22 protein-coding genes and 1 tRNA gene are annotated in these 24070 nt (G+C 60.6%); 8 read left to right on the top strand and 15 right to left on the bottom strand.

The window, feature by feature from the left end:
* Positions 1 to 5 precede the first annotated feature (5 nt).
* Positions 6 to 1103 carry a site-specific integrase gene (locus ABQJ48_RS22540; RefSeq protein ID WP_367840213.1) on the bottom strand — a complete coding sequence of 366 codons (1098 nt, stop codon included), beginning with the start codon at positions 1101 to 1103 and terminating at the stop codon, positions 6 to 8.
* A gap of 213 nt (positions 1104 to 1316) precedes the next feature.
* Between ABQJ48_RS22540 and ABQJ48_RS22535 the strand changes: the two genes are divergently transcribed.
* Positions 1317 to 1391 (top strand) — tRNA-Arg (locus ABQJ48_RS22535).
* Between the two features lie 364 nt (positions 1392 to 1755).
* Here ABQJ48_RS22535 and ABQJ48_RS22530 read toward each other — a convergent pair.
* The 3 genes from ABQJ48_RS22530 to ABQJ48_RS22520 form a co-directional block, all read right to left on the bottom strand.
* Complete coding sequence (locus ABQJ48_RS22530) at positions 1756 to 3462, bottom strand: methyl-accepting chemotaxis protein (protein ID WP_367840212.1); 1707 nt, start codon at positions 3460 to 3462, stop codon at positions 1756 to 1758.
* Between the two features lie 300 nt (positions 3463 to 3762).
* Positions 3763 to 5196 carry an aldehyde dehydrogenase family protein gene (locus ABQJ48_RS22525; RefSeq protein ID WP_367840211.1) on the bottom strand — a complete coding sequence of 478 codons (1434 nt, stop codon included), beginning with the start codon at positions 5194 to 5196 and terminating at the stop codon, positions 3763 to 3765.
* A 61-nt stretch (positions 5197 to 5257) separates the two neighbouring features.
* Positions 5258 to 6427 carry a fumarylacetoacetate hydrolase family protein gene (locus ABQJ48_RS22520; RefSeq protein ID WP_367840210.1) on the bottom strand — a complete coding sequence of 390 codons (1170 nt, stop codon included), beginning with the start codon at positions 6425 to 6427 and terminating at the stop codon, positions 5258 to 5260.
* Between the two features lie 129 nt (positions 6428 to 6556).
* Here ABQJ48_RS22520 and ABQJ48_RS22515 point away from each other — a divergent pair, with 129 nt between their 5' ends.
* On the top strand, positions 6557 to 7303 hold the full coding sequence (locus ABQJ48_RS22515; protein WP_367840209.1) for an IclR family transcriptional regulator: 747 nt from the start codon (positions 6557 to 6559) through the stop codon (positions 7301 to 7303).
* Between the two features lie 48 nt (positions 7304 to 7351).
* Here ABQJ48_RS22515 and ABQJ48_RS22510 read toward each other — a convergent pair whose 3' ends face one another.
* On the bottom strand, positions 7352 to 8170 hold the full coding sequence (locus ABQJ48_RS22510) for an N-acyl homoserine lactonase family protein (protein WP_310816484.1): 819 nt from the start codon (positions 8168 to 8170) through the stop codon (positions 7352 to 7354).
* Positions 8171 to 8537: 367 nt separating this feature from the next.
* Between ABQJ48_RS22510 and ABQJ48_RS22505 the strand changes: the two genes are divergently transcribed.
* Positions 8538 to 9302 (top strand): FadR/GntR family transcriptional regulator, encoded by a 765-nt coding sequence (locus ABQJ48_RS22505; RefSeq protein WP_367840208.1) that lies wholly within the window; start codon positions 8538 to 8540, stop codon positions 9300 to 9302.
* A 130-nt stretch (positions 9303 to 9432) separates the two neighbouring features.
* Here ABQJ48_RS22505 and ABQJ48_RS22500 read toward each other — a convergent pair whose 3' ends face one another.
* From ABQJ48_RS22500 to ABQJ48_RS22490, 3 genes are all read right to left on the bottom strand, one after another.
* Positions 9433 to 10494 carry an Ldh family oxidoreductase gene (locus ABQJ48_RS22500; RefSeq protein WP_367840207.1) on the bottom strand — a complete coding sequence of 354 codons (1062 nt, stop codon included), beginning with the start codon at positions 10492 to 10494 and terminating at the stop codon, positions 9433 to 9435.
* Between the two features lie 135 nt (positions 10495 to 10629).
* Positions 10630 to 12162, bottom strand: a complete 1533-nt coding sequence (locus ABQJ48_RS22495; RefSeq protein ID WP_367840206.1) for a UxaA family hydrolase — start codon at positions 12160 to 12162, stop codon at positions 10630 to 10632.
* 64 nt (positions 12163 to 12226) lie between these two features.
* A complete protein-coding gene (locus tag ABQJ48_RS22490) occupies positions 12227 to 13534 on the bottom strand; it encodes an MFS transporter (protein ID WP_367840253.1) in 1308 nt (435 codons plus the stop codon).
* A gap of 659 nt (positions 13535 to 14193) precedes the next feature.
* Between ABQJ48_RS22490 and ABQJ48_RS22485 the strand changes: the two genes are divergently transcribed.
* Complete coding sequence (locus tag ABQJ48_RS22485; RefSeq protein WP_473094170.1) at positions 14194 to 14775, top strand: lecithin retinol acyltransferase family protein; 582 nt, start codon at positions 14194 to 14196, stop codon at positions 14773 to 14775.
* A gap of 458 nt (positions 14776 to 15233) precedes the next feature.
* On the opposite strand, the gene ABQJ48_RS22480 is transcribed toward ABQJ48_RS22485, so the two are convergent.
* Both ABQJ48_RS22480 and ABQJ48_RS22475 read right to left on the bottom strand, forming a co-directional pair.
* Entirely contained in the window at positions 15234 to 16103 is an 870-nt protein-coding gene (locus ABQJ48_RS22480) for a hypothetical protein (protein ID WP_367840205.1), read from the bottom strand.
* Positions 16104 to 16367: 264 nt separating this feature from the next.
* Complete coding sequence (locus ABQJ48_RS22475) at positions 16368 to 16979, bottom strand: Crp/Fnr family transcriptional regulator (RefSeq protein ID WP_367840204.1); 612 nt, start codon at positions 16977 to 16979, stop codon at positions 16368 to 16370.
* Positions 16980 to 17208: 229 nt separating this feature from the next.
* On the opposite strand from ABQJ48_RS22475, the gene ABQJ48_RS22470 reads away from it, so the two are divergent.
* Positions 17209 to 17577 carry a hypothetical protein gene (locus tag ABQJ48_RS22470; RefSeq protein WP_367840203.1) on the top strand — a complete coding sequence of 123 codons (369 nt, stop codon included), beginning with the start codon at positions 17209 to 17211 and terminating at the stop codon, positions 17575 to 17577.
* A gap of 351 nt (positions 17578 to 17928) precedes the next feature.
* Here the strand turns inward: ABQJ48_RS22470 and ABQJ48_RS22465 are convergent, their stop codons facing one another.
* Together ABQJ48_RS22465 and ABQJ48_RS22460 are read right to left on the bottom strand one after the other, a co-directional pair.
* On the bottom strand, positions 17929 to 18876 hold the full coding sequence (locus ABQJ48_RS22465) for a PTS sugar transporter subunit IIA (RefSeq protein ID WP_367840202.1): 948 nt from the start codon (positions 18874 to 18876) through the stop codon (positions 17929 to 17931).
* 168 nt (positions 18877 to 19044) lie between these two features.
* Positions 19045 to 19287 (bottom strand): potassium-transporting ATPase subunit C, encoded by a 243-nt coding sequence (locus ABQJ48_RS22460; protein ID WP_367840201.1) that lies wholly within the window; start codon positions 19285 to 19287, stop codon positions 19045 to 19047.
* Between ABQJ48_RS22460 and ABQJ48_RS22455 the strand changes: the two genes are divergently transcribed.
* Both ABQJ48_RS22455 and ABQJ48_RS22450 read left to right on the top strand, forming a co-directional pair.
* A complete protein-coding gene (locus ABQJ48_RS22455) occupies positions 19286 to 19567 on the top strand; it encodes a potassium-transporting ATPase subunit KdpA (protein WP_367840200.1) in 282 nt (93 codons plus the stop codon). The two genes, ABQJ48_RS22460 and ABQJ48_RS22455, sit on opposite strands and share 2 nt — an antisense overlap.
* A complete protein-coding gene (locus ABQJ48_RS22450; RefSeq protein WP_367840199.1) occupies positions 19525 to 19632 on the top strand; it encodes a potassium-transporting ATPase subunit KdpA in 108 nt (35 codons plus the stop codon). The genes ABQJ48_RS22455 and ABQJ48_RS22450 overlap by 43 nt, the downstream gene beginning before the upstream one ends.
* Positions 19633 to 19716: 84 nt before the next feature.
* Here the strand turns inward: ABQJ48_RS22450 and ABQJ48_RS22445 are convergent, their stop codons facing one another.
* Together ABQJ48_RS22445 and ABQJ48_RS22440 are read right to left on the bottom strand one after the other, a co-directional pair.
* Positions 19717 to 20088: a DUF6697 family protein gene (locus tag ABQJ48_RS22445; RefSeq protein WP_367840198.1), complete on the bottom strand. Its 372-nt coding sequence runs from the start codon at positions 20086 to 20088 to the stop codon at positions 19717 to 19719.
* Between the two features lie 1003 nt (positions 20089 to 21091).
* Positions 21092 to 21802 carry a winged helix-turn-helix domain-containing protein gene (locus tag ABQJ48_RS22440; protein ID WP_367840197.1) on the bottom strand — a complete coding sequence of 237 codons (711 nt, stop codon included), beginning with the start codon at positions 21800 to 21802 and terminating at the stop codon, positions 21092 to 21094.
* Positions 21803 to 22169: 367 nt separating this feature from the next.
* On the opposite strand from ABQJ48_RS22440, the gene ABQJ48_RS22435 reads away from it, so the two are divergent.
* Positions 22170 to 22541 carry a Rap1a/Tai family immunity protein gene (locus ABQJ48_RS22435; protein ID WP_367840196.1) on the top strand — a complete coding sequence of 124 codons (372 nt, stop codon included), beginning with the start codon at positions 22170 to 22172 and terminating at the stop codon, positions 22539 to 22541.
* Positions 22542 to 22610: 69 nt separating this feature from the next.
* Here ABQJ48_RS22435 and ABQJ48_RS22430 read toward each other — a convergent pair whose 3' ends face one another.
* Entirely contained in the window at positions 22611 to 24062 is a 1452-nt protein-coding gene (locus ABQJ48_RS22430; RefSeq protein ID WP_367840195.1) for a cytochrome-c peroxidase, read from the bottom strand.
* Positions 24063 to 24070: the final 8 nt, after the last annotated feature.

Raw genomic sequence — 24070 nt, 5'->3', positions numbered from 1 at the left:
AATTGCTATGCGGCCTTGACTAATTTCAGCCGGCCTTTTTTTGCCACCTGAGCCGGATCCAGATTGGTGTACCGCTTGAGGTTGCGCCAGTCCTTGTGCCCCGTCACGGCCGCCACCTCCGGAATCTGCCAGCCTGCCTCGAACAGCGCACTGGTCGCCTCGTGCCGCAGGTCGTGCAGATGCAGGTCCGCGATCCCCTTGGCGTCACACGCCTGCTTGAAGTACTTGCTCGCGGTGCCCTTGTCGAACCGGAAGATGTATTCGTTCCGGTGCGGCGGCACCGCCGGGTCAGCGGCCCGCTTCGCAGCATACTCTGCCGGCACCGGATAGCGCGGCTGCCGCATGATGACCTCGAACGAGTCGCCGATCAGCGGGATCCACTCGTTGTTACCGATCTTCTGACGCGGATGCTTGCGATCTCGCACCAGCGCGAGGTGGTTCTCCGCGTCAATGTCATCCCAGCGCAGGCTGAACAGCTCGCTGCGGCGGAACGCGCACTGCATCGCGACACGCAGCAGGTCGGGCATCGCCTGCTCGCGCTCCGGATGTTCGGCGAACCACGCAAAGATTTTTTCAATCTCCTCCGGTGTCGGCCGCCGGTCGCGCTTGCCGCCGGCATCGATCAGCCGCAGGTGGTGCAGTGTCGGCCGGGCCGCGCCGATCGCGTCTGGCAGCGTCAGGTTCAGCAGTGACGCCATGTGGCGCATCACGGTGCCGAGCTTCGAGATATCCATGTCGACGGTGTAGCCACCGGCGCCGGCCGTCCGGCGTTCCTGCGCGAACTTGACGATCTGCTGGGTCGTGAGCCGCGACGCAAAGTCACTTTCGAACCGGTCCTGCAGGCGCTGCAGGATGTAGTCCTCGTTTGATTTGGGTTTGACGGCGCGGCCCGACTCGCTGCGCGCCTCGCGATACTTCCTGATCAGGGCGCCGAGGGTCACGGTGGCCGCGTCGACGGCGTTCGCGCCGTTCTCGATCTCGACCTCCTTCTCCCGCGCCCACGCCTGCGCCGCGCCTTTCGTCTTGAACGTTTTTGCTATACTCTGGCCGCGTTTGCGTACCTGGGCACGCCAGCGACTGCCGACAGGCAGGATTGAAGCCATGGTTTACCCCGAAAAACTGTAGCAGTGCCAGTTCACTTTTGACGGCTACAGGGTCGATTTGTAGCAAAAGTGTAGCAGAGGCTGCTATAAACTGGGGTTCACAGGCTGTCACGGCGCTTCATTTAGGGTGGAGCACAAAAGCCGGAAACGCCCACGGGACAAGGCCCAAGCCAATGCCAGCAAGGCTCCGGTCGTCCCATTGCCGATATCCATCTCCCTGTAGTTCAATGGATAGAACAAGTGCCTCCTAAGCGCTAGATACAGGTTCGATTCCTGTCAGGGGGACCACAAACCGATCCAACGAAGTCCAAAGAAATCCTCGAAACCCCGCCCAGTCAAGCTTCGCGGGGTTTTTTATTTCCTGCGACACGATCTTTGGTCAAGACGTCGCTGGTGCCACGCTTACGCGTAGGTAGGGCTTAGGAGCGTTGAAGAACGCTTTCACGCTCCACCCAAGAATTTAAAAACCTTACAAGCGAATCCCTTGTAAGCCTTTCTTATTTGCCGCGCTGTCTGCGCAGATAATCAGTCGCCCGACCGACCTCCTGCGCCGAGTCGGATTAGCCATCGCATCGATCGGCCATAGCCACGCGATTCACGCACCCAGGGTCCAACGTTTAATCGTCAACCCGGGATACGGGCGGGCGCCTCCCTAAAAACTATCCCATTCCGCCGCCTCAGTGGTTTGCGCCGTCCGCGCGGGCTGTGGTGCAGACCGCTTCACGGCGGCTCCCGTGGCCGGCGGCCGAGGGCGCGACGGCACCATCGTTCGCGTCGTCGGCGCGACGGAACGACTAACCTCAGCGTCGTGTGAACCGTGCAGCTTGAACATCGAAACGGACGCTTTCAGATCGTTCGCCTGCGACTCGAGCGAGCTGGCAGCCGCCGCCGCCTGTTCGACCAGCGCCGCGTTCTGTTGCGTGACTTCGTCCATCTGCGTGACAGCCTGGTTGACCTGGCCGATGCCCTTGCTCTGTTCACGTGAGGCGGCGGTGATTTCACCCATGATGTCGGTCACGCGCCTGATCTCGTGAGTGATCTCGCGCATCTTCGCACCCGCTTCGCGCACATGGCCGGCGCCTGCCTGCACGCGCTCCACGGAATCGTGAATCAGTTCCTTGATTTCCTTCGATGCCGCCGAGGAGCGCTGCGCCAGCGAACGCACTTCCGAGGCCACCACCGCGAAACCGCGACCTTGTTCACCCGCGCGCGCCGCTTCGACAGCCGCATTCAGCGCAAGAATATTGGTCTGGAAGGCGATGCCCTCAATGATGCCGACAATATTGGCGATCTTGTCCGAACTGGCGTTGATACCGTCCATGGTTTCGACCACGCGGGAAACCACGGTGCCGCCCTGTTCCGCCACCTGGGCGGCCTGCGCGGCGAGCTGGTTGGCCTGACTGGCGTTGTCGGCATTCTGGGTGACGGTCGAGGTCAGTTGCTCCATGCTCGACGCCGTTTCTTCGAGCGACGCTGCCTGCTCTTCAGTGCGCTGCGACAGGTCCTGGTTGCCCGCCGCAATCTGGTGCGTGGCGGTGGCAATCGAGTCGGCGGAAAACTTGATCGCGCCGATCGTCTGTGTGAGCTGTTCCTGCATGCGCTTCATCGAAAACAGCAGGCTCGAACGATCGTTCGGGGCTGTCTTCACCTCGGCGGTCAGATCGTTGTCAGCAATCTGGTTGGCGATCCCGGCGGCATAGGAGGGCTCGCCGCCCAGTGAGCGGAAGATGCCGCGGTTGAGCAGCACCACGACGACCGACAGGGCGCCGGCCAGGATCACCAGAATTCCGAGGCTCTGATACAGCGACGAGCGGAATGCGGCATTGATGTCGTCGACATAAAGTCCCACCGTGATGATCCAGTCCCACGGCTGATAGGTCACGTTGTAAGCAACCTTCGGGGAATATTCGCTTCCTCCCGGCCTCACACCGGAATAGGAGGTAAAGCCTTTGCCGTCGCGCTTGATGACAGCGACCATGTCTCTGAAGAGGTAAACACCGTTCGGATCCTTGTAGTCGCTGACGTCCTTGCCATTCAACTGCGTTAGCGTGGGGTGCATCAGGACCATCGGCTGCGAATTGAGAATCTGGAAATAACCGTTTTCGCCGAACCGCATATCCCGAACGGTGTCCATGGCCCGTTTCTGCGCTTCCGCCAAGGGCATGGAGCCGGCGGCGGCCTGGTCACCAAAGGTCTTGACGGCACTCAGCGCGAGCTCCGCCGTGTGTTGCAGATCTAACCTACGCTCCTCCATCCGCATATCCCGCGTCTGGTAGGCGTTGTAGATCGATATTCCGGCGAGACACAGCAAACTTAAGATAAGCGGCAGCCAGAGCTTCTGGACGAAAGACAGCTTCATATGTTGCGAACCTTTCAGCGTGAGAGCAGCGAGCGGGCAAAATCGCCAAACGAGACCATGTAGCGTAACTAAATAAATCCTTAATAAGCTATAACGGCAACCAGGCGGAAAACTCCATACTTATTGAGTTGTTCCTGCGCACTCAGGATTCGATGACCTGCCATCTCCTCGAGCGTGCAGCCAGCCGGCCAATGCCACCCGCGCCTCGAACAGATGACAGCGGCCCGCTCCTAAAGGCAGCGGGCCGCTCAAGTAAAGGCACCGGGTCGTTCCCCGACCCAGGTTTTATGCAACGATGCCCTATGCGTTCACGTATGCGGTCTTGACTGTCGTGTAAAACTCGCGCGCATAGCTGCCTTGTTCACGCGCTCCGTAACTTGACCCCTTGCGTCCGCCAAAAGGCACGTGATAGTCGACGCCCGCGGTCGCGGTATTGACCATCACCATGCCGACCTGCGCATGACGCTTGAAGTGCGTGGCGTACTTGAGCGAGGTCGTGCAAATCCCGGCCGACAGTCCGAACTCGGTGTCGTTGGCGGTGGCGAGCGCGGCTTCGTAGTCTTTGACCTTGATGACGGATGCCACCGGGCCAAACACCTCTTCGCGATTGATACGCATCGTGGGCGTCGTGTCGGTGATCAATGCGGGAGCGAGGAAAAAACCGTTGGTGCTGGCGGCGACGCGCTCACCGCCGAAGACCGTACCACCCTCTTCACGCGCAATCGCAATGTACCGTTCGTCTTGCGCCAGCTGCCGTTCGTCGACCACTGGGCCGATCTGCGTATCCGGCGCGAGGGCGTCGCCGATCTTCAATGTCTTGAGGCGCGCTTTCACCGCCTCCACGAAGCGATCGTGGATGCCTTCGGTGACGATGAGACGGCTCGACGCGGTGCAGCGCTGGCCGGTCGAGAAGAACGCACCGTTCACGCACGCCTCGACTGCGACGTTGAGATCCGCATCATCGAGGACCACCATCGGATTCTTACCGCCCATTTCCAGCTGCACCTTCTTGCCGGTCGCGACGCATTTGGCAGCGATGCTGCGCCCGGTCGATACGGAACCGGTGAAGCTGATGGCGTCCACGTCCGGCGAATTGACCAGCGCCTCACCGATCACCGAGCCACGGCCCATAACCAGATTGATGACGCCAGCGGGCGCGCCCGCCTCCGCAATAATTTTCACGAGTTCCCATGCGCTGCCCGGAACCAGATCGGCCGGCTTGATGACGACGCAGTTGCCATAGGCAAGCGCAGGCGCAATCTTCCAGGCGGGAATCGCAATCGGAAAATTCCACGGCGTGATCATGCCGATCACACCAAGCGGTTCGCGCGTCACCTCGACTGTCATGCCGGGACGCACGGACTGCACGATCTCGCCGCCTAAGCGCAACGCTTCGCCAGCAAAGAACTTGAAAATCTGGCCGGCACGGCCTGCTTCGCCGATCGCCTCAGGCAGCGTTTTGCCTTCCTCGCGGGCAAGCAGGCGGCCAAGCTCTTCCTTGCGGGCGAGAATGGCCGTGCCCGCGCGGTCGAGGACATCGAAACGCTGCTGCGGTGTCGACAGCGACCAGCTCGCGAATGCCTTGCGCGCGGCCTGGATAGCACGTGCTGTCTGCTGCACGTCCGCCTGGGAATACTCACCGACTACGTCGTCGACGTCGGAGGGGTTTACGTTGCGCGAAAAGGTCGGGCCGTCCAGCCATTCACCATCGATGTAATTTGCGTAGCGGGTCATTCTATTTATGCTCCATGTCTGTCGATTCTATTGGCGTCACCGGGGTATCGGAAGAACCAGCTCAAAGCAGGCCGCGCTTCGCGAGACTTGCATACAAGGCTCGCACGCCGAAGGTCCACGCAGGAATGCCGGTAGAAAGTTGCACGGTGTTCACCAATGCACCCAGGGAAGGCGTGGCAATCGTCACGACGTCGCCCAGATGGTGCGTAAACCCGGCGCCAGGCGCATCGCGATCCTTGATCGGCGAGAACATCGTGCCGAGGAACAGCATGAAGCCATCCGGGTACTGATGATGCGCACCGTAGGTCTGGTTGACGAGGTCGGCCGGGTCGCGGCTGATCTCGGTCATATGGCTCACCCCTTCGAGGACGAAATCATCCTCGCCCTCAATCCGCAATGACAGGCTGGCCCCGCGTACCGTATCCAGGGTGAACGATTCGTCGAACAGACGCACAAACGGTCCAATCGCGCACGAACCGTTGTTGTCCTTCGCCTTGCCAAGCAGCAACGCCGAACGGCCTTCGATATCGCGCAAATTCACGTCGTTGCCCAACGTCGCGCCCACGATCTGGCCCGCGCCGTTCACCGCCAGCACGATTTCGGGTTCCGGATTGTTCCAGGCCGAAGTCGGATACAGGCCCACAGCCGCGCCCAGTCCCACCGACGACATCGGTTGCGATTTCGAGAACACCTCGGCGTCCGGGCCGATCCCCACTTCCATGTATTGCGACCACGCGTTGCGGCGTTCGAGTTCGGCCTTGAGTTTCATGGCGGCGTCCGAACCCGGCTTGATTTTCGCGAGGTCCGTGCCGATCAGTTCCGTGATCATGCGGCGAACTTCGACTGCTTTCGCGGCATCGCCACCGGCTTGCTCTTCGATCACGCGTTCAAGCAGGCTCACTGCAAACGTCACGCCGCACGCCTTGATGGCCTGCACGTCGCAGGGCGCCAACAGGCGTAGGCCCGCTTCATCGCTCGATGCGAAGCTCGCGTCGACCAAGGCGCCAACCGGCCCGAGCGACTCGCCGCGCGCGTCACGTGCAATGGCGACAGCATCGGCCCGATCAAAAAGGTCAGCGGTGGTGGGAACTGTCGCAGTGATGTCGAATACTTCGCCATGGCGAACCACGACGACCGACGGACCATTAACGGGCGCCGGCCGCCAGACGCGTCCGATCAGCAGTGCGTTATCGAGGTCGTCGGGAAGGCAGGAGGCAGTAAGTGGTCGCATTTGGGTCGGATGGAGCAGGCGTTAAGTGAGCCGTGATCGTAGCCACACAATGGCAGGGCGTCCATCTTGTTGACCTTGTGTCCAATGTGTTGGACAATCGGCGACTGAATATTCACCTGGATTGCGGTCATGAAGACCCTCTACGAAGTTCCGGCGCTCAAGCGCGCCCACGATGTTCTCGAGATCCTCGCGCAAGCAACCGCGCCCGTGCGGGCGTCCGCGCTCGTCGAGAGGACGGGTCTGTCGCGCAGCACGCTCTATCTGCTGCTCGATTCGCTGGAACACCGTCACTGGATCGCGAAGCGAAGCGACGGCTACATCATCGGCCTGAAGCTGTTCGAACTGGGAAGCGCCTACGTTCGGCACGACGGTTTGCAGGTCGCGTTCAGGAATGAGGCCAGCGCGTTTGTTGCGGCGCATAACGAGGTCGTGCAACTCGCGGTGCTCGACGCGGCGGAGGTGGTCTATATCGCGCGCGAAGACGCACAACGTCCCGTGCGGCTCGTCTCGGATCTCGGTTCGCGACTGCCGGCGCACTGCAGCGCGCTCGGTAAGGCGCTGCTGGCGAGCCTCTCCGACGAGGAAGTGACAGCGGTATTGCCAGAGCGCCTCGCCGCCATGACTTCGCACACGATCACCCGGCGCAGCGCGTTGCTGCGCGAACTCGCAGGCATCCGCGCGTGCGGCCTTGCCACCGAGCGCGAAGAGGTCAGTGTCGGTCTTGCGTGCTTCGCGGCATACGTCGGGGTGACGCCGCTCGGCAAGCGCGTCGCCGTCAGCACCAGCGTGCCGCTTGGCCGCCTCGATGGGAGACGGGAAAAGCAGATCGTCACCGGAATCGCGCGCATTGCCAGCCGGATCGCGGCAGCCTTGTAACGACAGATACCCGCGGCAGACGCACACGTCGACGCGGGTTCGCGAAGCTCACGTATATCGATGCGGTGCCGGCTGCCATTTCTTCCAGAAATCGGGATCGTGGCAGATCACCAGATCGCCGCCGAAAAACTCGGTCAGCAGGCGCAGCCGGGCGATCGACGCGATGGCCTGCTCGGTCGTGTGCGCATTGCCCGGCGGCATATCGGGATCGAGGTTCGCTGGGCAGAACACGGCGTCGCCGGTCATGATCATGATCGCGCCCGACGGCAGATTCAGCATCAGCGATTGATGCCCCGGCGTGTGCCCCGGCGTGGTCAGCACCGCGACGCCGGGCTTGATCATCTGATCGCCGCGCAGCAGTTCATAGTGAATGCCACAATCGAAGTACGCACGCTCGTACGGTCGCGCGACAAAGGTGTCGGGCTGATACGCGAAACGATATTCAGTGCGTTGCACCATAAAACGCGCATGCGGAAACAGCATGTTGCCGCCCGAGTGATCCCAATGGAAGTGACTGTTGATGACCATCTTGACGTCTTCCGGCGTATGACCGAGATCGGCCAGCCGTGCACGAATATCGTCCTGCCGATCGTAGCGCGCGATCATTTCGGAAAAGCGCTTCATCGACAGGCATGGATCGGTGCCCTCCTGCTCGCAATCATGCGGCAGCAGACCGGTGTCGAACAAAATATGCTCGCCGTCGGCCATTTCGATAAAGGCACCGGTCACGGGAATCTCGACCCGCGTGCCCATGCCGCGTCTGAGCGTCAATGACGACTGGTCGTTGATCAGTGTGCCTAGGTTGAACAGCGAAACGCTTTTGACGAGCGTCTCGTTTGCGCTGCGGGTGCTGCCGTGTGTAGTCATCTGTCGGGCTTCCTGTAGTGCCATGATCAGGTTTGGCCGAATCGTGGCTGCATTGCTTTACCGTGTTGAAATTCGCGTTTGGGGTTCTGACTCGCGCCGCGCCCGAGCTGTGCGCTTCGCCAGCGGCACGCTCTTGCGATGCTGCTCTGCCGCGCGACAGACACTCGTTCAGATATTACTGATGCAACTGCCGGCGCGGGCGCGAGCGAGGCAGAAGAAGCATGCTGCGACGCCGCAGCAGCAACAGTGGGATGATAAAATCCAGCCTGCGCTCGATGCACCGGCGCGGCAGTGAGTAGTACCCGGTGCCCCTATGCGTATCCGCCGGCTTCCCGTCGCGTCCTTCACCTGTTCTACAGGAGCCACCTTGCCCATCGCCGCCCTCGGCCCTCCGCGCCGGCTGTATCGCGAAATCGCCGCGCAGCTCGAAGCCCTGATCAGTAATGGCGAGTTTCCGCCCGGCACACGCTTGCCCGGAGAACGCGAACTGGCCAAGCTGTTCGGCGTGAGCCGTCCGCCGTTGCGCGAGGCGCTGCTCGCGCTGGAGATCGCCGGCCTGGTCGACGTGCGCGTCGGCTCGGGCGTGTGGGTGGTCGAACGCTCGTCCAGTCCGCGTGCAGAGGTTGCCGTGACTACCAAAGACAGCGGTGAACCCGGGCCCTTCGAACTCATCAAGGCGCGCGAAGTGCTCGAGGGCGAAATTGCCGCGCTGGCCGCCAGTGCCGCTACTCAGTCCGACCTCGACGGCATCCTCGAGACCATCGACCAGATGATCGAGGAAAACGCTCACCACGTCGTCGAGCAGGAAGCCGACAGGCTGTTCCATCTGCGCATCGCCGCTGCCACTGGCAATAGTGCGTTCGTTCATCTGGTACGCTCGATCTGGGAATTCCGCTACGGCCCAATGTGGATCAAAATTGAAGAGCATTTCCTAACGCCGCGGCGCCGAGCGCAAACCGTGAAGGATCATCTGGCGATCTACAAGGCGATCAAATCGCGCGACCCGGAACGCGCACGGGCCGCGATGCATGCCCACCTGCGCCGCGTTCATGACGAATTCACGAAGGGATGGGACAAGGCAAATCGTCCTGTTGAAGCGAGCGGCGCGCCGTCTGCTGCTACCCACGACTGAGTCACGGGTTTCACGCCATGCGAAGGATGGCGTGTCCGGCTGTCGGTCGGTTGTCTGTCAAATGTCCATCGGCTGCTGCGGTGAACGTTGAGGCCCAGCCGCGCAAGCGGTGGGCCTCAAGTCCCAGGCATTACGCGTCGAGCGGGCTCGGGAAGGCGATACCGTAGCGCTGCCCGCATACCTCAAGCGCCGGCCGGATCGTGTCGTGCAGCCGCACGCCGCCTGCAAGTTGTGCCGCTCTGCGAGCCATACCGCCGTCCCCAGGCATGCGCACACTTTCCACGCCGGGGCGTGGCGGATTGTTGCGGCATGCATCCGCGAGCCAATCCATCTGCCGCTTGAATTCCTGCTCACCGCAGAAAGCCGCCGGGTCATACAACGTCATGAATACAGTCGCGCCCCAGCCCTCGGACGGATCGGCGCGACCGAAGCCGGCCAGGCCGCTCGTCAGCGCTTCAATCAGCACGGCGAGTCCGAAGCCCTTATGGCCTGCTCCCAGACCGCCAAGGGGCAGTATGGTGCCGGGCGGATTGTCGAACAGCACGCCGGGTTCGTCGGTGGCATTGCCTTGCGCATCGAGCATCCATGGCTCGTTGAAACGCTCGCCCGCTTTGTGCCGCCGTGCGGTCATCGCATTGGTGGTGACCGACGATGAAATGTCGATAAGAAACGGCGTATCCGACGTCGGCACGCCGATCGCGACCGGATTCGGTGTGAACACAGCGCGTGTGCCGCCGAACGGCGCGACACTTTGTACGCTCGGATCGGAACTGGACAGCATCAGCACGAAACCCGCTTCGGTCGCCTTCAGCAGATACGCGGCGAGGCTCGCAATATGATGGCTGCGGCGAATCACCAGAGTCGCGGTGCCGTATTCGCGAGCCCGCGGCAGCAGCGCGTCGATACCGCGCAGCACCAGCGACGGTCCGGGCAGACGGCGCCCATCCCACAGCAAGGTTGCCGCTTTGTCGGCGATCACGAGAGGCTCGCCTTCCTTGGTCATGGTGCCGGCCTCGAGCGCGCCGACATAACCGGCAAGCTGCGCCAGACCGTGCGTGTCATGACCCAGCAGGTCACCGTCGACCAGCGTGCGCGCCACCGCATCGGCATGCGTCGACGCAAGGCCCGCCGCTTCCAGTAGTTGATTCGCGTAGCCGATCAGCGCGTCGGCAGCGTAGCGAGGTGCGCTCATTGCATCACCCCGCTCGGCGTGCCGTAAGTTGTCGTGGATGGCGCGGCGATCGCATCACGCGCAATGGCCGCAACGGCGTTCGAAGTCATACGGATTATTCTCCTGAATAGGTTGCTTCAGATGCCCGAGTAGGTTTCACATGACCGCGCCCAGCTGCCATGGTACGAACTCTGATTGTCCGTAGCCATGCAACTCGCTTTTGGTACGCGTTCCCGATGCGGTAGCCAGCATCGTACGGAATATATGCTCGCCCATCTCGTCGATGCTTGATTCGCCGTCCAGTATGGGTCCGCAATTAATGTCGACGTCGGCCTGCTGACGCGCCCAAAGCGCATTGTTGGTGCCGAGCTTGATCGACGGAGACGGCGCGCAGCCATAAGCAGAGCCGCGCCCGGTGGTGAAGCAGATCAGGTTCGCACCGCCGGCGACCTGGCCGGTTGCCGACACCGGATCATAGCCGGGGGTATCCATGAATACGAGGCCGTGCGCCCGGACCGGCTGCGCGTATTCGTAGACCGCCTGCAGTGCGGAGGTACCGCCTTTGGCGACCGCCCCGAGTGACTTCTCGAGAATAGTGGTCAACCCACCGGCCTTGTTGCCGGCGGACGGATTGTTATTCATGTCGGCACCATGCCGGTCGCAGTACTGGGTCCACCAGTTGATCCGTTCGAGCAGTTTCTCTCCGACCTCGCGCGACACAGCACGGCGCAACAGCAGATGTTCGGCGCCATAGATTTCCGGGGTTTCCGACAGGATCGCGGTGCCTCCGTGCGCCACGAGTCGATCGACCGCAGCACCCAGAGCTGGATTCGCGGTGATTCCCGAATAGCCGTCCGAACCGCCACACTGCAGGCCGACGATCAGCCGGCTGGCCGGCACAGGCCGACGTTCGACTCGGGGAAGCTCGGTCAGCATGGCCTCGATCAGACGCACGCCGGTCTCGACCGCCGCAGCGGTACCACCGACTTCCTGAATGTTGAATGTTCGCAGACGCGCCGATTCGCTCAATCCCTGTTCGGCCATCAGGCCGGAAATCTGGTTGGTTTCGCAGCCGAGTCCGACGATCAGCAGAGCCGCAAAGTTTGCATGTCCCGCGTATCCCGCCAGCGTACGGCGCAACACGGCAAGCCCCTCGCCTTCGCTGTCGGTTGCGCAGCCGGCACCGTGCGTCAGCGCGACCACACCGTCAATGTGCGGGAAATCCCGCAACGCGGTACCGTCGCGGCGCGGGCCGCTGAAATGATCGGCGATACCGCGAGCGACAGTCGCCGAACAATTGACAGACGTTAGGATACCGATGTAATTACGCGTGGCGATGCGTCCATCCTCGCGCTCGATGCCAAGAAACGTGGCCTCTGACGACGCGGGAGGCAGCGATCGCAGATCCTCACCAATCACATAGTCGCGCGCGAATTCGCTCATCGCGAGATTGTGCACATGGACGTGGCGGCCGCTTTCAACAGGCTGCGTCGTGACGCCGATGATCTGGCCGTAGCGCCGCACGGGCTCGCCGGCCGCGAGCGGCCGGGTCGCGACCTTGTGGCCGGCCGGCACCAGATCCGCGGCGACGACGTCTGCTTCGAGGCGATTGCCAGGTATCAACTGACGGCGCGAAATGACGACGTTGTCGTCGGGATGCAACCGTATGACGGGCGATTGGGAGCTCATAGTGCTTTTGGATGAAATGAGGCAGCCCGCTCAGGCTGCCGTGGCGCGACGGGTGGAATTGAGCCTAAACTCGATCGTTGCAGATGTGCTTCGGTATCGTGAAGAGCACGAGCACAGCAGCCACGGCAGTCATGGCGGCGATCACATACATGCCGAGATCCGTGCTGCCGGTCATGTCGGTTAGCTTGCCGATCGCATACGGGCTGACGAAGCCGCCCAGATTGCCGATCGAATTGATGATGGCAATACCGGCCGCGGCCGCGCTACCGCTCAAAAACTTCGGCGGCATGGTCCAGAAGATGCCGTACGAACTGATGATGCCGACCGCAGCGAGCGACAGCCCGGCCGTGGCGATCACCGTATTGTGCGAGAACCAGGCGCACACGCAGTAGCCGACGGTGCCCGCGAAAATACAGAGCGCGAGGTGCACGCGCCGCTCGCCGGTGCGGTCGGAGCTGCGGCCGATCAAGACCATCAACAGACCCGTCACCGCGTAAGGCACCGCCGATAACATGCCGATTGACAGTGGCTCGGACACCCCTGAATTTTTAATCAGTTGCGGCATCCAGAACGACAGGCCGAACTGGCCGTTGAGCACCAGGAAGTAGATCAGCGCAAGCAGCGCGGTATAGCGATTCTTGAACGCGCTTTTTACGTCGTGCGCGCGCTGCGGCGTGACCTCAGCAGCGAGGTTGTCCCGCAGCAGCGTCTTTTCTTCGTGCGTGAGCCATTTCCCGTCCTCGATCCGGTCTACCAGCATCAGGTACACGATTACGCCGAGCACGACAGTCGGCAAGCCTTCGACCAGCATCAACCATTGCCAGCCGGCCAGGCCGCCGATCCCGCCAAACTTCGTCATGACAAAGCCCGCCAGCGGGCCGCCAATCGTGCCGGCAATCGCGATGCCCGTCATGAACAGCGCGACCATCCGCGCACGCCGCCGGGCCGGGTACCAGTAGGTGAAGTACAGGATCACGCCGGGCATGAACCCGGCTTCGAATGCGCCTAGCAGGAAGCGCAGCACGTAGAACGACACTGGACCGTTGACGAACATCATCGCCGACGACGTAATACCCCAGGAAATCATGATCCGGGTAATCCAGCGTCGCGCGCCGATCCTGTGCAGAATCAGGTTGCTCGGTGTCTCAAACAGAAAGTAGCCGATGAAGAAGATCGCGGCGCCCAGTCCATACACCGTATCCGATAGCCCCAGAGCGCTTTGCATCTGCAGCTTCGCGAAACTGATGTTGACGCGGTCGAAGTAAGCCGCGACGTAGCAAATGACCAGGATCGGCACGATCTTGAGCGTGACTTTCCGGTAGGTGCGATCCTCAAATGATTCGCCGGCCGGCAAGACGTCGGTGGTACTCATAGTCACAATCGCATCTCCATTTTTCTGTTCAATTTTTGGGCGCAACATCAAGCGGCAACACGACATGACCAATGCCGTGCAGCGCACGCTCGTGCAAAGCGGTAATACCAATTTACCGGTGAATGTTAGGGACGCGACGGGGCGGTGTCAAGTAGGAAAGGTCTACTTGATTTGATCTGCCTAGGGGGCTGACTTACCGAAGCTGTACGCTTTCACTGCCCGGAGGCTCTGTCCCCGCTACCGGCAGACGCCTTTGCTGTGAAAGTCGACGGATGCGGGTCAGTTCTGATCGGCGCCATGCGGCACTCGCGTTCACACGTAACCGCCTTTTTTATTGGCGCTGTCACTAAATCGTGTCGTAGTTGACGTATCAAACGCGTCGAGCAAGAACAGGCGTGGTCTTGAACAGGCCTTAGAAGCGGCCAAAGAAACGAAGCCAGCCCAGATAGCCCGCCAGGTACTTCGAGGCGACGCCTCGCAACTGAACAAATCGCCTCGAATCCGGCTGTGAAGCCTTATCTCCGTTGGACAGGTGACCTGCGCCAACAAGGCACCCTCCATAATCAATCAACTATGGAAGTCCTAATAATCTTTAATTATCGTAAATACATATCCAGCTCTATGCTTGGCTCATGCAGGTCGCAGCTGGGAGTCGAATCATGGGACACGCCACTATCGCGTCGCGCACCAGTGCGACGATACAGATGCTGTGGCATCTTGGAGTTGGAAGCGAACCGGCTCTCGGCGCACATCTCGTAACACCTCGCGGCGCATACCGCCACCACGGGATCTATGTAGGCGAAGGCAAGGTAGTGCACTACGCGGGTCTTGCCCGGTCGTTGCATCGCGGACCTGTCGAGGAGGTGACGATTGCATGCTTCGCTGCCGGAAGCGAAGTGTGGATAAAGCCGGGCAATCGTCCAGGTTACGCCGACCGGCAAGTTGTAGAACGGGCGCGCTCGCGCCTTGGCGAGAATCGATACCGACTGCTGACCAATAACTGCGAACACTTCTGCACGTGGTGCCTCTATGGCGAAAGCCGCAGCGAGCAAGTGCACGCGTGCCTGACCTATCCGCGTGCGGCAATCGGCGCAGCGGCCGGCCTGTTCAAGATGTCGATCAATTACTTCGCTGGGATGGTCCGCAACCGCGCAGGTGCTTTGCTCGATGCAAAGAGCGACTGCGTCGGCGCTACCGCCAAAGAGCGCTTGATGGGTCAGATAATGTCCGGCCACGCGTAAGCGTGCCCATGTATGGCGATTCGTTCAGCCCGAGGTCCGGCCGAGCGGACGCTCGAATGTCCGCCCGAGGGCGTGGTCGAACAGCCGTAGTTGCCCGGGTTGAACCAGTGTCTGGAGAGCCGAACAGCGCGTTGAGACCGTCTTGCTCACGCAGGACCCGGCGCAGGAACTCGTCTCCTCGCTGAATATGGCGTTGCTGGAACTGGAACTGCAACGGGCGGCCGAGCTGGCCCGAGCCACCGAGGGCGCAGGTTAGTGCCCAGACCGCGCAACAGTCATCATGAAGACGACGGTCCCAACGAGCCGTGCTTGCAGCAGTGAGACGTCAGATTGACATCACTTCAGGATTCCTGCAGCGCGCGTCCGCGCCGCAGGATGGCGCCGTTCTTCAACATTTTGTGGTCTGGCGACCCCACATAAGCTCGCTTGCCCGAAAGGTCGTCCCAGATCGTCTGCCCTCATGGATTAGGCGCATATCGCTGTTGCGCTGCGGCCCATTTGAACGTGCGCCGCCACTTTCCACCGGCTTTTTCCCGAAGCTGGAGATCGTGATAGCCGCCGGTCATGGCGGGAAGAATGGTGAGCGCATTCGCTGCGTCCGACACATCGTGCTTGCGTGTGCCGTCCTTGTTCCAATCGCCTGCGAGCATTTTGTCGAAGGCCATCGGCTGGGCGAAGACCACGCGCAGTGACTTCCCGTCGATCACGAACAGATACAGCGCTTCGAAATCTGCACCGCCCCCGGCGTATCCCTCGCTCCATCCTGCGCGCACGCCGAACGCGTATTCGCCCGTGCGGAGCTGGTACGCAGCGAGATCGAAGCGGGACCAACTGGACGGCATGGCCTCCTGTTCGCTTCCTGTGTCGCTTGCATCGAGCTTGTCCGGCCGGTCGATGTTCGTGTCGCGCCAGTCGGTCGGCGTGGCGACGGGCGCCTCAGTTCGCGCGACGAGCCGCGGTGCGCCTGACCCATTGCTTTCGAAGACGCCGAACCAGACGCGTCGCGGGTCTGTATCGTCGCTGCCGAGGCTGTCGCACGAGGCAGGGGGGTACTTCAGGGCGGAGGCGGCGAGTTCCGGGCTGCCGGCAAGACAGATCATGGCGACATAGCTGTTCGGCCGCAGCGGCCAGGGCTTCGCGCCCGACAACACGACGCTCCGTGCGTCCTGACCCGGCGCCAGCTGTTCGACGAGAAATGCGGTGGTGAAGCCGGCGGGCAGCTTTGTGCCGAAGCCGTCGGGTTGCGGTGCACCGCTCATCGAATGATCGAACATCTTTTGGGCGTCACGAGTCTGCATGGCGCCGCGTACGCCGGATAGTGAGTGCACCGTCGTCTCCGCGAGCGCAGTGGAACCATGCAAAACGAAGGCGAGAGCGACGAGGCCGAATGAGCGACGGAGCGGTGCGGGATGTGTCATGGAAATAGCACAGGTCATAGCGCAATTGAGTGTGTGAGGCACAGGTAGCCCAGCAAATCAGGGGGAGATACATGTGGATCCGCCGATCGCTAACCACGCAAGCCGCGAGATATGCGGTTCGGTCGGCCCCGGCGGCTTTACTGTCCAGATAGCTGGAATGAAAAGAAGTCACCGTCATCCGGTGGCCAGAGCATGTAACGCAATGCGATCGCGAATGCGGGTCAATCGCCCTTCCTTTGCAATTACGCCACGGAGCTCCAGGGATTTCAGCACGCGCGAGACGGTTTCGCGACTGACTTTTGCCATTGCCGCGATAGTCGCCTGGTCTGGAAGTTCGATAAGGGGCGATTCATCCTGTTCCGCATTGTCGATCGCGGATTCGATGACCGCTGAGATTCGGGCGTCCGCACGCGGTAATCCCTGCGCTGCGTGACGTTCGACAAGATGCATAGCCCGAAGGGCCATGGAGTTGTTCAACGCGCGCGCTACATTGGGCTCATTGAACAACTGCCGGGCATGGGCACGGCTGAAAAGGGCCACAATGCTTTTCCTCACGGCCACGATGTTCCCGTGGATAGGTAAGTTGCGAAGGATCGGCTCTTCGCCACCCGATTGTCCAGGGTTAATCGTGCGTACCGGGATTTCGCGACCATCCTCGGAGAGCGTAGAAGTTCGCAATTGCCCCGAAATAACCAGCACGAGCGGGGATCGTGGGTCACCCTGAAAGCAGATGTATTCACCAGGCCCGAATTCGGTGATGCGGACCAGCTCGCCTGCTTTCTTCATTAGGTCATCGCTAGCCCCAGAAAATAAGGGGTGCTCTCTCAGCAGGGCTTCCATCATCTCTCGACGGCGTTAATTTTTGTCGCCTTGTGCAGCGGCACGGATTTTACACACGTTTAACGTTTGTTGCTTTTGCCGAAGAGGGCAGCCATCAAGCGACCCATTGAAACCCGGAAAACCATCGCGCTCTACTGCTGGTAGAGCTTGCCGTGCGTACGCGCAGAAAATCGGTATGGCATGCGCTCGTCTCAGCGGCTTTTCTGGCGCTGGACATTGCCCGGTCAACGAACAGTCCACCATCCGCCTGTGCGGGCGTGCATTCCCGAACGTCTGGAGAGGCGAACAGCAAGTCGAGACCGTCCTGCTCACGCAGGACCAGGCGCAAGAACTGGTCTCCTCGCTGAATATGGCGCTGCTGGAACTGGAACCGCAACGGGCGGCCGACCTGGCGCGCGCGGCCGAGGGTGCCGGATACCCGCAGTCATCGCTGCACCGGCGGGCGATGCTGGCAAAAGCTGGCAAACTGCTTTGTTTGGCGGCACCCGACCCTGAACAGCCGGTCGCCCGACATTCATTGCCGTCCGTTACTGTCCGTACATGAGACGATCAGGCAATCTCTGCTGACGCATGCGACAGGCACGAGTCAACGGGCCGGCTGGTGCGCGACTGCCCCGGCGCGCCGAGTGTGTCCGCCTGCACTCTGACGACGCCCATGAGCACGACGCTGCAAAATCTGCCCGGGAATAGGCGCTGCACGCGCAGGTGTGAATCGCTGGGCCCCAGTGTTCGGTCACGAGCAGGACCGCCACCTGACCTCCCGTGTTGACGGGAGGGCGCATGCCGCCGCCAGATCGCGCGGCGGCCCCACGATCCATTGCGGGAATTGCTTCGGCTTAATGCACCCCAGCATCTGCGTTCTGCCTCCTGCGAGGCAAACCACCAGAAAAAGATCCTATCTGCGAGAACGGAACAGTTTGTCGCCTGCGCCCGGATGACCGGCCGAATCAGCGTACGGTGCGTTTCGCTCGGCATCATCCGCCGCCTCGTAGCTTGCGAACAGCTGGCATACGGCCCGCGCGTCGCGACAGTCATGTAGCAGCTCTCGGAACTGGTGGTCGCAGAAGCGCTGCGCCACGTCAGCCAGCAAGCGCAGATGCGTGCTGTTTGCCCATTCCGGGACTAGCAGAACGACCACGTCGCTCACAGGTTTCCCATCTGGGGCATCGAACGGGATCGGCTTCGCGGGGCGAACATAAAACGCCATAGCCTGCCGCAGAATTCTGATTTGACCGTGCGGAACGGCAACGCCCTGGCCGAGGCCAGTCGAACCTAGCGCCTCACGCGCCGCGAGCACCGCAGCCACGCTTGTTGCCGGCAGATCATAGTGCTGTTCGCAGTAGCGGCCAAACTCAGCGAGAAGGGTCTCACGGTCCGCTACTTCCAGACCAAGCAGAACATGGTGCGGAGAAAGCAGTTGGGCAACAGTGTCCCCTTTCACTGCAGATTCAGCTCGAAAATCCGGCGAATCGGCGCGCGGCTGGGACTCGCCATGCATCAAATCCCGCCAGGCGTCGGTTGGCGCGTCGGGGATTTCAAGCAGTTGCCCGACCTCCGCAGCCGGCTTTAGATGCGCGAGCCGTTGAATGGCCCCATTGACAGCGTCTTTGGGCAGATAGAGCGATAGCCGTACGCGGCCCGTTCCGTGCAGAGGCGCAACGCGAATGGTCCATTGCTGATCGCCGCAGTCTCGGGTCAGCGCCTGGCGCAATGGCGTGGCGTGTTGTGCGTCCAGGGTCACGCGCATCATCACATTGCGGCTTGGCGCGGCCCGCGATCGGCCACGGGGCGATGCTTTGCCCAATCCAAAAAAAGTCCGCAGACCAACCAGTGCGCGCGTCATATCGGCCCCCTGCCCCTAGATTGTTATCAGGCTACGCGAGTCGGCGTTAATCTCGCGTAAAAATCGCTGCTATCCGCCGACAGTCTTGCTCGACATGGAACGCGTGTCAGCTTTTCAGCCAAATCGCCTGCATGCCACCGGTGCAGGATGCCATCCAGGCGGATCTAATCATGCAGGCGCTCCATAACGTCTGCGTAGTCCGAGGTTGACAGCAAGCATGTTCACGAGCGGATCGCCGACCAGCCCACCGAGCGGCGCATGCTCCTGCTGATGCAACACGGCATTGATTTCGGCACGCACCATCGCCGGATCACGCTTCGTATCCGTGGCCCACGCGGCGGCTACGCGATCGAGCTGGTAAGTCGCGTTCGCCAGCGTGATATCCGGGTCCAGTCCCGACCCCGACGGCATGCTCGGCATCCCGGTGCAGAGTTTTCTGTCCGCGTCGAGTGGCATCGCCCTGCTACTTGCGCTGATCGGCGGTTTTGCCCGCCGTGGCGCTCAGACGGCAGATAATCTCTGGGTCGATCTGACGCGCTCGACGCTCTATACCCTCCTACCGCTTTCGCTGTTATTCGCGGTAGTGTTCATGGGGGAAGACGACGCGCGCCCGGCCCGGGCACTCTGCAAACACACGGCGTCCTGTTTGTGGGTTTGCTTATCGGGACGGTTGCCATGGTTGCATCCCTGACCTACCTCCCGGCGCTTGCTTTGGGGCCGATCGTCGAGCACCTGACCACTACTGCGACCCGTTAGGAGTGTCATTGATGTTCGTCGGTTGGGCGCGAGCAGCAACCCAGCCAACGAAGGGACGGTTACGAATTGCAGAATCCGTTGAGATCAACGGCGTTTCATCTTGATCACGCGCGAAATCTGACCAAGCGTAAATCCAGTGTTCTCCACATACTTTGCGTAGTCGGCCGGAACAGTAAACGATTCATCAGTGACGTACTCGCCCATGTAACGGAATCGGTCAGTTGCTGTTCGGACAAAAACAGGAAGTGGGTCGGTCTGTCGCGCGAGCGTTCGGCCGGCCGCACGTGAAGCGGCGCTGCCATCGCAGACGATCACATCCGGGGCATACGGATTGAGATCCTGACGCAATCGTGCGGCGACGACCTTTCCGCCCTTCACAGGCAAGAATGCCTGTTTGCATCCTCCCGTGACCCGATGAATATCTTCCCGAGAATACTCTTTTCCAATTTCAAACATGATTTTTCTCCCAAGAATGACGCCTGACTGTGAAGCAGTGGCGTCAACCGGAGCGATGATATCGACCTGTATCTAAATCCGTTGTATAAAGCGCCAGCTTCTTGATAAAGAAGGCATGCGGATTGAGCGGAAAAAAATCTTCGCCGCGCGCTCAGATATGCTGCCTTAACGGTACGCGCCTTCGGTTTTATAAATTTGCTATACGGTTGATGACAGAATCTCAAGGTTACAGAGCACCCCGCGGTTTCCTCCATCGAGGCTCGTTCGACGCCTGCCAGCAAACGCACGGTGGCGCACTCGCATTCCTGCGGACAATGGCAGGGGTCCAACAACCCTTGACGAACAGCGACTGATTGCATCCGAAGGGGGCGTGCCGGTCGGAAAAAATTTATCTTTGCCACTCGACAAGACAAACGCGCTGGTCCGGAACCGATGGCGAACGTTTCGCACGGGGCGCCGCATGGCGGACGACTACCTTCGCCGTGCGTCGATCATTTAGGCGCACGGCCGCACGCTATACCGTGCTAGCACACGCGGGCGGTGCGAGTCGCCGCCTTAGCAAGCCTGCAGCACATTGATCACGCGGCTAGCCAGCAATGGCTTGGTATTGCGTCCATATTCGGCCATGTGCGCACACGCCGCAGGTGCCTTCAACGCTTCGGCGCTTTCCCAGCGCTCGATTACGGCAAATGTGTCATTGCCGAGCGGTGTCTGAATCTGGAAAGCGCCACCTTTTCACGGCGCACACCCACTCCAGCCCTTCCGTGTTCTCGAAAACAGTCAGTCAGGGAACGAGCGAAGGCTGCGGATATTCGCCTCCGCGGCTTTGTGCTCGAAAGAAAAATCCCTTGCCGGGCACACGTGATTCGCCGAAAACGAGCCCCACAGTATCCCGGGGATTCAACTCAAGTTGCGTCGTTCAGAAGGTCCTCTTGCGTGATTCGAGACGCAGATCACGTCGCGATCATGTGCGTGGCCGTGATTACACGAGAGCAACCCGCTCTCAAAGAGCACTTCGACTCCTGATTCGATATCCCATCCGTGGCACCGTCTCTATCATGTGCTCACGGCCGACCTGGCGCAGTATTGCTCGTATGTTGTAAACCTGCACATCTATCATGCGTGGCATCACCGCCCTCTCTTCATCCCAGACGCTTTTCACGATAGTTTCGCGCGACAGGACCTCGTCCGCATGTTTTATTAGCAGTCGCAACAATTTGAACTCGGTGGGGGTCATGCCAAGATCAGTTCGTTTGTCGTAATCCATCAGGAAAATGCTGTGAGTATTAGGGTCTAGCGACAGCCCATCAAAAACAAGAACCGGATCCGGTGCCGACACAGGCCGTGGACGTAAAATCGCTTTAACCCGGGCGAAGAGCTCGGCCGGAGAAAAGGGTGTCGTAACATAGTCGTCGGCACCTGCTGCGAGGGTGCGGATGCAGTCCTCTTCGTCGCCTGCGGGAGCGATGACAATAACGGGAAGGCGTTGGGTACGGATTGAGAAACGAAGTGCTTTCAGAGCGGAACGACGTCCCAGTTTGTGTTTGCCGCAGGCCAGTATCAACGCATCAGGCAAAGGGCCATTTTCCAACATCGTTATTGCCGCATCCAGATCGAACCCAATCTCGAGGTGGAAGCCGCAGCTAACGGCACTTTTCCACAGGGCTTCCGCCGATTCCAGGCGCTCTTCGACAAGCATAATACGCCCACTCATTCTGTTTTTCCCGCGGAGAAGAAATTTCGCATTGCCGCACTGCGCATAGGGCGAAGTGCGTTCATTTTATCGACATAGCGACAGAAGAGGCTGTCAGGCCCCTTCTGTCGCTATGTAGCTTTCCGGCTGTCCCGTTGCCGACGAACAGGTTCGCCTTCTTAACCGGAATATCGTATCGACAGATGGTTTGTGGTGGAACGGCCGCAGTTTTCTGAGTGAGCAAAATGAGGTGACACTTCAGCCGACTGAACCAGGCATGCCGGTCAGGAATGCATACGCAGCGGTGAATTTTTTGATGTGTCAGCCCAGCAATCGTCACAATAGCGGCACACAATAGCGCACCCTATCTTTTTTGAATCGATATCAGATGAACAGATCAATGGTCGCCGTAGCACTCGTCACACTTTGCTCCGTCGCGCACGCGAGTCCGGCGTCCGAGACGAACAACGGGTTTCTTACCGGCAAATTATTTCGAGGTGGAAGTCAATCATTACGTACGGCGTACGTAATTGGCGTGCTCGACGGCTTCTCCTATGCTCCGGCCTTTGGCGCGCCAGACACGAAAATCGAGAAACTTCAGCGCTGCGTCGGAACAATGCATGCCGATGCGCGACAGGTCAGCACAATCATCGATAAATACCTTGATGCGCACCCCGACTCGTGGAACGAGAAGATGCAACCGATTGTCCTGCGCGCAATGCGGCAGGCTTGCGCGACTAGTGGGACCGCGATCGACTGAAAGCGTGCGAGGGGTGCACATGGGTCAACAGGGGACGAGCGCGTGCTGCGCTCGTCTTCGATCCAGCGATTACTTGCGAACGCTCCCGTAGCCGTCATCGAGCGTCTTCATGAACGCAATAATGTCGCTGATGTCCTCATCTGTCATCGCAGGCGTGTCGCCAAACTTGCGGTCAAACGGGGCATCCGCAACGTCGACATTCGAATGGTATTTTTCAGGCAGATCGTCATACACCAGGACTTTGCCCGCCGCGTCATGTGGGTAGATTTTCTCCGGGCTCGTGTTGCGCAGGTTATAGAAATCCATGACCTGCTTGAGGTTGTGGTACACGCCATTGTGGAAGAACGTACCGCGGCTTGCCGCGTTACGCAGCGTCGGCGTCAGGAACATGCCGCAATATTGCGTGTCCTTCGCCATGCCGGTCCGGAACGGGCCACAAACGCCCATGTCGTAGAATTTGGGATCCTTATTCTGCACAAGTTCGTGATTGCGTGGGACGCCGAGCGCCTCATACTGCGTGTCCGTAAATAGCGGCGGAAGACCGTCAGACGTCGGTTGACTCAGGTGGCAGCCTGCGCAATTGGCTTTGTCCTTGTCGTTGAACAGGCGCAGGCCCCGCAGTTCGGCTTGTGTAAGGCGGGCATGTCCTTCGAGCCAGGCGTCATATTTGCTCGAGAATGCATGAAACGCCGGATCTTCGAACTGATACCTGCCAATCGCGAACATGGCCTCCGACACAAGCAGGTTCGGGTCGTTGACGACGCGCGTACCGAAGAGCTGCTTGATCGTACCGATGTACTTTGAGTGCATGAGCTTGTCAGCCACCGCCGGCACGTTCGGGTTCGCCATTTCGACTGGGTTCGTCAGCGGTACGATCGCCTGATCCTGAAGCGTGCTTGCACGGCCGTCCCAGAAGAACCCGCCTTGCGGCACCATGGCAGGCGCGGCCGGTGCAACGCCTGCGTTTTTCTGGGCGCGTTGCACACCTTGTGCGGCAGATGCAAGTACGTCGAGGCTGACCGGTGCGGCGTCTGTCTCCCCCTGGTCGGGACCGATGCTGAATGGAGCCTGGCGATACAGGTAGGCAAGCGACGGCACCGGCCGAGAGCCAGCGTCCGTCAGGTGAGGACCGCCAAGCTGTACCGAAAGATCGTTGGGTGGTCCGAAAGCATGCGCGGCGCTGTGGCACGACGCGCACGACTGTTTGCCCGACGCCGAAAGCGACGGGTCATTGAACAGGTCTCTGCCAAGCACGGCCACCGCGCTAAGGGGCGCGACTGGGGGACGCAAGAGCTGGACCGGGTGGGCGTTCGCGCCCGTCAGGTCCTCAACCCTGTCACCGATCGCCGCGGGCATACGTTCCGGGTAGATCAGCGCATAGCCAACTACGACGCACGCCAGCACGATGCCCAACAGTATCCATAGGATCCGGCGGCGCAGCGTGTGGCTGGCAGCGTCGGGAGACGGGCCGCTTCCGGTGGGTAGTTGCGAAGGCAAGGTGGCATTCGAAGGAAGGTTCATCGCGATAG

Origin of the sequence: Paraburkholderia suaedae, from assembly GCF_040812055.1 — a bacterium.
Classification (GTDB): domain Bacteria; phylum Pseudomonadota; class Gammaproteobacteria; order Burkholderiales; family Burkholderiaceae; genus Paraburkholderia.
Note: the sequence above shows the minus strand (reverse complement) of the source record. Positions and strands in the feature narration are given on the sequence as shown.

Excerpts from the sequence above, each read along its gene's own strand:
- ABQJ48_RS22540 (WP_367840213.1), bottom strand. The coding sequence starts at position 1,103 with ATGGCTTCAATCCTGCCTGTCGGCAGTCGCTGGCGTGCCCAGGTACGC.
- ABQJ48_RS22530 (WP_367840212.1), bottom strand. The coding sequence starts at position 3,462 with ATGAAGCTGTCTTTCGTCCAGAAGCTCTGGCTGCCGCTTATCTTAAGT.
- ABQJ48_RS22525 (WP_367840211.1), bottom strand. The coding sequence starts at position 5,196 with ATGACCCGCTACGCAAATTACATCGATGGTGAATGGCTGGACGGCCCG.
- ABQJ48_RS22520 (WP_367840210.1), bottom strand. The coding sequence starts at position 6,427 with ATGCGACCACTTACTGCCTCCTGCCTTCCCGACGACCTCGATAACGCA.
- ABQJ48_RS22515 (WP_367840209.1), top strand. The coding sequence starts at position 6,557 with ATGAAGACCCTCTACGAAGTTCCGGCGCTCAAGCGCGCCCACGATGTT.
- ABQJ48_RS22510 (WP_310816484.1), bottom strand. The coding sequence starts at position 8,170 with ATGACTACACACGGCAGCACCCGCAGCGCAAACGAGACGCTCGTCAAA.
- ABQJ48_RS22500 (WP_367840207.1), bottom strand. The coding sequence starts at position 10,494 with ATGAGCGCACCTCGCTACGCTGCCGACGCGCTGATCGGCTACGCGAAT.
- ABQJ48_RS22495 (WP_367840206.1), bottom strand. The coding sequence starts at position 12,162 with ATGAGCTCCCAATCGCCCGTCATACGGTTGCATCCCGACGACAACGTC.
- ABQJ48_RS22490 (WP_367840253.1), bottom strand. The coding sequence starts at position 13,534 with ATGAGTACCACCGACGTCTTGCCGGCCGGCGAATCATTTGAGGATCGC.
- ABQJ48_RS22485 (WP_473094170.1), top strand. The coding sequence starts at position 14,194 with ATGGGACACGCCACTATCGCGTCGCGCACCAGTGCGACGATACAGATG.
- ABQJ48_RS22475 (WP_367840204.1), bottom strand. The coding sequence starts at position 16,979 with ATGAAGAAAGCAGGCGAGCTGGTCCGCATCACCGAATTCGGGCCTGGT.
- ABQJ48_RS22470 (WP_367840203.1), top strand. The coding sequence starts at position 17,209 with ATGGCATGCGCTCGTCTCAGCGGCTTTTCTGGCGCTGGACATTGCCCG.
- ABQJ48_RS22465 (WP_367840202.1), bottom strand. The coding sequence starts at position 18,876 with ATGACGCGCGCACTGGTTGGTCTGCGGACTTTTTTTGGATTGGGCAAA.
- ABQJ48_RS22455 (WP_367840200.1), top strand. The coding sequence starts at position 19,286 with ATGCTCGGCATCCCGGTGCAGAGTTTTCTGTCCGCGTCGAGTGGCATC.
- ABQJ48_RS22460 (WP_367840201.1), bottom strand. The coding sequence starts at position 19,287 with ATGCCGTCGGGGTCGGGACTGGACCCGGATATCACGCTGGCGAACGCG.
- ABQJ48_RS22445 (WP_367840198.1), bottom strand. The coding sequence starts at position 20,088 with ATGTTTGAAATTGGAAAAGAGTATTCTCGGGAAGATATTCATCGGGTC.
- ABQJ48_RS22440 (WP_367840197.1), bottom strand. The coding sequence starts at position 21,802 with ATGAGTGGGCGTATTATGCTTGTCGAAGAGCGCCTGGAATCGGCGGAA.
- ABQJ48_RS22435 (WP_367840196.1), top strand. The coding sequence starts at position 22,170 with ATGAACAGATCAATGGTCGCCGTAGCACTCGTCACACTTTGCTCCGTC.
- ABQJ48_RS22430 (WP_367840195.1), bottom strand. The coding sequence starts at position 24,062 with ATGAACCTTCCTTCGAATGCCACCTTGCCTTCGCAACTACCCACCGGA.